The organism is Acetatifactor sp. (assembly GCF_982438285.1).
The window spans coordinates 1-5317 of record NZ_CEWDFQ010000217.1; the positions used below are offsets into that span (position 1 = coordinate 1).

Here is a 5317-nt window from a genome sequence, read left to right on the forward strand (position 1 = left end):
GTTCAAGATAGACAAAAACATTTGGGTGGAAAGCCCCTCCACCGCCTCCACGTCCCTTATGATCTTAGACTGCAGCCGCCCGGACTGGGTTTCCGTGTGATAGGAAATAGACAGCTGCTGCAGCTTGCAGATCAAGGCCTTGCGAAGCCCTGTCTCAGCGTATCTGGTGGCCTGGCTTTTGTAATCTGTATAAAGGTAATTCATGGGCACATTCAGTGCAATGAGAAAAACCATCAGAATGGAATACAGTATAATGTTTCGGATACTGTCCGGATTTTTTGTGGTGATGTCGTTGATAATATTGGCTGTCACAATGGGCAGTACCCACACGCAGCTGTGCTTGATAAAGAAAAAAATCACCGCCAGCACAAATTTGTGATAATTTCCCTTATACAAAGCAACCAGCGTTATGAGGGGGTGTCCCTTGTGGCGCTTATACATTTCCGTAAACCAATGCTCCGGCTCCATCCCCTTTGGGGGCTTCATTTTATCTTGAAAGGATGACATAAAATAACCTCAAAAAGGGGATGCCAGGCATCCCCTTCCTTTTTCTTTATTAGTTGTTGATCAGCTTGTCCTCTTCGTTGTTCCAGCTGTAGAGCTTGCGCACCTCTTCGCCAACCTTCTCGGAGGGATGCTCGGAAGCAAGCTTTCTCATAGCTTTGAAGTGAACCTGCTTTCCTGCGGGAGACATATCCAGCAGAAATTCCTTTGCAAAGGTACCATCCTGAATATCCTGAAGAATCTTCTTCATGGTCTTCTTGGTCTCTTCGGTGATGATCTTGGGTCCGGTAATATAATCGCCGTACTCAGCAGTGTTGGAGATGGAATATCTCATGCCTGCAAAGCCGCTCTGGTAAATCAGATCCACAATCAGCTTCATCTCATGGATACACTCAAAGTATGCGTTTCTGGGATCATACCCTGCTTCCACCAGAGTCTCAAAGCCTGCCTGCATCAGCGCGCACACACCGCCGCAGAGTACAGCCTGCTCTCCGAAAAGATCGGTCTCGGTCTCGGTGCGGAAGGTGGTCTCCAGCACGCCTGCTCTGGCGCCGCCGATTCCCAGCGCATAGGCAAGGGCAATGTCCTGTGCCTTGCCGGTGGCATCCTGCTCCACTGCAACCAGACAAGGAACACCCTTTCCAGCCTGATACTCGCTCCTCACCGTATGTCCGGGTCCCTTGGGAGCGATCATAGTCACGTCCACATTCTTGGGAGGCACGATACAGCCGAAGTGAATGTTGAAGCCATGTGCAAACATCAGCATATTGCCCTCCTCTAAGTTGGGCTCAATGTCGTTCTTGTAAAGGTCTGCCTGCTTCTCGTCATTGATCAGAATCATAATGATATCGGCGCGCTTTGCAGCCTCCGCTGCGGTATATACCTCAAATCCCTGGGCTTCGGCCTTGGCCCATGATTTTGAGCCCTCATACAGACCGATAATCACATGGCATCCGGAATCCTTCAGGTTCAGTGCATGCGCATGCCCCTGGCTGCCGTAGCCGATGATGGCAATGGTCTTGCCCTCTAACAAGGAAAGATTACAGTCTTCCTGATAAAAAATTTTAGCCATTTTCATTTCCTCCATTTTGTTTCATTAAATTTATAACTGATAGGTTTCCCTAGAGCTAACGCAAGTCAGTCCTCGGTTATGTAAGTGACATTCTCCGTGCCTCGTCCCAGTCCGGCAAGTCCCGTTCTGGCCAGCTCCAGAATTTCATGTCCCTCCAGCAGATGAATAAAGGCTTCTATCTTGCTCTGATCTCCGGTGAGCTCAATGATCAGGCTCTCAGGAGCCACATCAATAATCTTTGCCCTGAAGATATCCGTGATGGCGATAATGCTGGGGCGTTTGTCCGCCTCTGCCCTCACCTTGATCAGCACAAGCTCCCGGTATACGCTTTCCTGTGGCTTAAGCTCCTTGATATCCCGGACATCCACAAGCTTTCCCACCTGCTTTTCTATCTGCTCCAGAATTTCATCGTCTCCCGAAGTCACAATGGTAATTCTGGAAAAGCGGGGATCTGCAGTTACGCCTGCGGTTATGCTCTCAATGTTATAGCCTCTTCTGGAAAAAAGCCCTGAAATACGGCTGAGAACGCCGGAGGTATTGTCCACAAGCAGCTGAAATACTTTTTTCTGCATATTCATCTAACCTTTCCAAGCATCTTTCTAATTACTTAATATAGCAAGTTACTGTGCGAATGTCAACAAAAAACACTTTAGTCTGATAAAGCCTCAGATATCTTCCCTCTTTCTATTTGGCCTCATCGTTTTCCGAGCACTTCGCCAGGGCCAGGGTCCCGGTTCTGGCAACCTCAACAATGCTGATAGACTGCAGCATATTGATCAAAAGCTTAATTTTTTCAGGATTGTCACAGATTTGTATGATCATAAAGTGCTTTGACATATCCACAATCTCCGCTTTCATAATTTCACACAGCTCCATGATTTCCCGGCGGTTGTTTTTATTGTACTTAATTTTGATCAACATTAACTCCCTGGTAATGCACTGCTGCTCTGAATAGGTCTTTACCTTGATGACATCCAGCTTTTTGTTCAGTTGTTTTTCAATCTGCTCAATGGTCCGTTCGTCTCCGCTACTGACAATGGTCATATTTGACACGGCCGGGTCGTCCGTTTCTCCCACTGCAAGACTGTCAATATTAAAGCATCTTCTGGAAAACAGCCCCGCAACCTTACACAGAACACCGGAACGGTTCTCTACCAAAACCGAATAAATTCTCTTTTTCATATCCGTCCCTCCTTTTTATTTCACCAGGTCCATGGGATCGATCAGGCATTCCAGCAGCATGGATTCATTCTTTTCCAAAAAGAGATCCAGCGTTTTGTCCACATGCTCCATATTTGTAAGCCGCAGAAAGGGGATGCCGTAGGCAGAGGAAAGCTTTTCCAAATCCGGGCTGCCCGACAAATCCACCACCGAATAATGATCCTTGTAGGTATAATGCTGATACTCCCGGACCATACCCAGATAATTGTTTTTCAGCACAATGATTTTCACCGGGATATCATGCTGGCGCATGGTTGCCAGCTCCATCATGGACATCTGGAAGGAGCCGTCCCCGCAGACTGCAATCACCTGCCTGTCCGGCGCAGCAAGCTTTGCCCCCATGGCCGCAGGAATAGAATATCCCATGGTGCCCATGCCTCCGGAGGTGAAAAAATTGCCCTTTTTTACAATGTGATAACCGCAGGACCATATCTGATTCTGTCCCACGTCCGCAACATAGACTGCATTCTCTTCCAGTTTTTCGGACAGTTTCGTAATAAAAGCCGCCGGGTCCACATAGGCGGGATTGGGCGTTCTCTTTTTTACCATGGTCTCCCGGTATCCCCTCAGGGCCGCCAGCCACTGGCTGTAGTCACAGGTAAAATCTTCCTTCAGGAAATCTTCAAAAATATGCTTTGCATCACCCACCAGAGGAATCGCAGGCCCTGCGTTTTTGCCAATCTCCGCCGGATCCACATCTATGTGAACCAGCACCTTCCCCTGAGTGATCAAATCCGGCTGGCTCACCGCGCGGTCCGCCACTCTGGCCCCCACCATGATCAAAAGGTCAGATTCATTCATAGCCCTGTTGGCATACGCTTTTCCGTTGTTTCCCACCATGCCAAAGTACAGTGGATGCTTTGTGGGCATGACCCCAATTCCCATCATGGTGGAAACCACCGGTATCTGATGCTTTTCGGAAAAGCTTCTCAGCTCTCCCTGGGCATCGCTTAAAAGGACGCCTCCCCCCGCACAGATAATGGGACGCTTTGCACGCTCCAGCTCCTTTATTACCTTTTTGATCTGCACAGCATGTCCCTTTACCGTAGGCTTATAGGTGCGTAAGACTACCTCCTCAGGATATTTGAATTTGGTAATCGGTGCATTTTGTACATCAATGGGAATATCAATGAGCACAGGACCCTTTCTGCCGGTGTTTGCAATATGAAAGGCCTCCTTAAACACTCTGGGAATATCATTGACATTTTTGATCAGATAGCTGTACTTCACAAAGGATTCCACCGCCCCGGTGATATCCGCCTCCTGAAATACATCGCTGCCTAAAAGCTCGCTGTTTACCTGTCCCGTAATGCAGATCAAAGGAATACTGTCGGCAAAGGCGGTGGCGATACCCGTGATCACATTGGTAGCTCCTGGGCCGGAGGTCACAGCGCACACGCCGGGCCTTCCTGTGATTCTGGCCATGCCGCTTGCCGCGTGAGCCGCATTCTGTTCCGTACGGATGAGAATGGTTCGAATATCCGAATCCAGAATACTGTTATAAAAAGGACAAATGGCTACGCCGGGATAACCAAAAACAGTCTTTACCCCTTCCGCCTCAAGGCATTTTATTATGGCATCTGCTCCTATCATAAAACTTCCTCCTGCTCATGAATTTTTTGAAAATCCGATGCGTTCAATTTCTTCGCCAGCTTCACTGCCTCCGCTGCATCCCGGGAATAACCGTCTGCGCCGATCTCATCTGCATATTCCTGGGTGATCACTGCGCCGCCGATCATAATCTTTGCGTGAACCCCTTCCTCTGCCGCATACTCTATCACCTCCCGCATCCGCTGCATGGTGGTAGTCATCAGGGCTGACAGGGCGATAATCTTTGCGTTATGCTCCTTTGCCGCAGCAATAATTCTTTCCTTGGGAACGTCCTTGCCCAAATCGATCACTTGAAATCCGTGGTTTTTTAACATCAGAGCCACAAGATTTTTGCCGATATCGTGAATGTCGCCCTCCACCGTGGCAATGACCACCACAGGCATATCTTTGGCATCCGACTCCTTTAACAAAAGCGGCTCCAATATCTCAATGGCGTTTTTCATTGCCTCCGCGCTTGCAATCAGCTGAGGCAGAAAATATTTTCCCTTATCAAAATAATCTCCCACTGTGTTTATGGCGGGCAAAAGCACTTCGTTCAACAGCTCTGCCGGGTCTTCTCCCCCTGAGAGCGCATCCTTTGTTATCTGTACAATGCCCTTTCTGTTTCCCTTCAGCACAGCGGTATGCAGCGCATTTCGGAGCTTTTCCTGCTCGGACTCCTCTTTTTGTGAGGCTTTTGGGGCCTCTTCAAAGCCGGGATCTGTCCTTTGGCCTGCTGGCAGGCTCCCTTCCGAAACCGTCCCTTTGGCTGCCAGCAGTCTTTTTTGCAGTTCGGCTTCTTTTTTTTCACGATTTTCCTTTACCCGGCCGGCATATTCGATATAACGGATATCTGCATCTTCCCTGGCAAGCAAAAGATCTGTGGCCAGCGCACAGCTCACCAAAAGCTCCTGGGAGGGATTGGCGATA

General features: G+C 48.8%; 6 protein-coding genes. All 6 read right to left on the minus strand.

Going from position 1 to position 5317, the window contains the following annotated elements:
• Positions 1–507, minus strand: a 507-nt coding sequence (locus AC1WIP_RS10815) for an ABC transporter transmembrane domain-containing protein (protein ID WP_481141837.1), incomplete at its 3' end; no start/stop codon positions are given.
• Between the two features lie 49 nt (positions 508–556).
• Positions 557–1576, minus strand: coding sequence for a ketol-acid reductoisomerase (gene ilvC / locus AC1WIP_RS10820; protein ID WP_318704550.1), 1020 nt, complete (start codon positions 1574–1576; stop codon positions 557–559).
• A 65-nt stretch (positions 1577–1641) separates the two neighbouring features.
• A complete protein-coding gene (gene ilvN / locus AC1WIP_RS10825) occupies positions 1642–2148 on the minus strand; it encodes an acetolactate synthase small subunit (RefSeq protein WP_481141841.1) in 507 nt (168 codons plus the stop codon).
• A 112-nt stretch (positions 2149–2260) separates the two neighbouring features.
• Positions 2261–2758: an acetolactate synthase small subunit gene (ilvN, locus tag AC1WIP_RS10830; protein WP_481141838.1), complete on the minus strand. Its 498-nt coding sequence runs from the start codon at positions 2756–2758 to the stop codon at positions 2261–2263.
• 15 nt (positions 2759–2773) lie between these two features.
• Positions 2774–4390: a biosynthetic-type acetolactate synthase large subunit gene (ilvB, locus tag AC1WIP_RS10835; protein ID WP_481141839.1), complete on the minus strand. Its 1617-nt coding sequence runs from the start codon at positions 4388–4390 to the stop codon at positions 2774–2776.
• Positions 4387–5317 (minus strand): cobalamin-dependent protein (locus tag AC1WIP_RS10840; RefSeq protein WP_481141840.1); only part of this gene is annotated, 931 nt, incomplete at its 5' end. The genes AC1WIP_RS10840 and ilvB, both read right to left, overlap by 4 nt.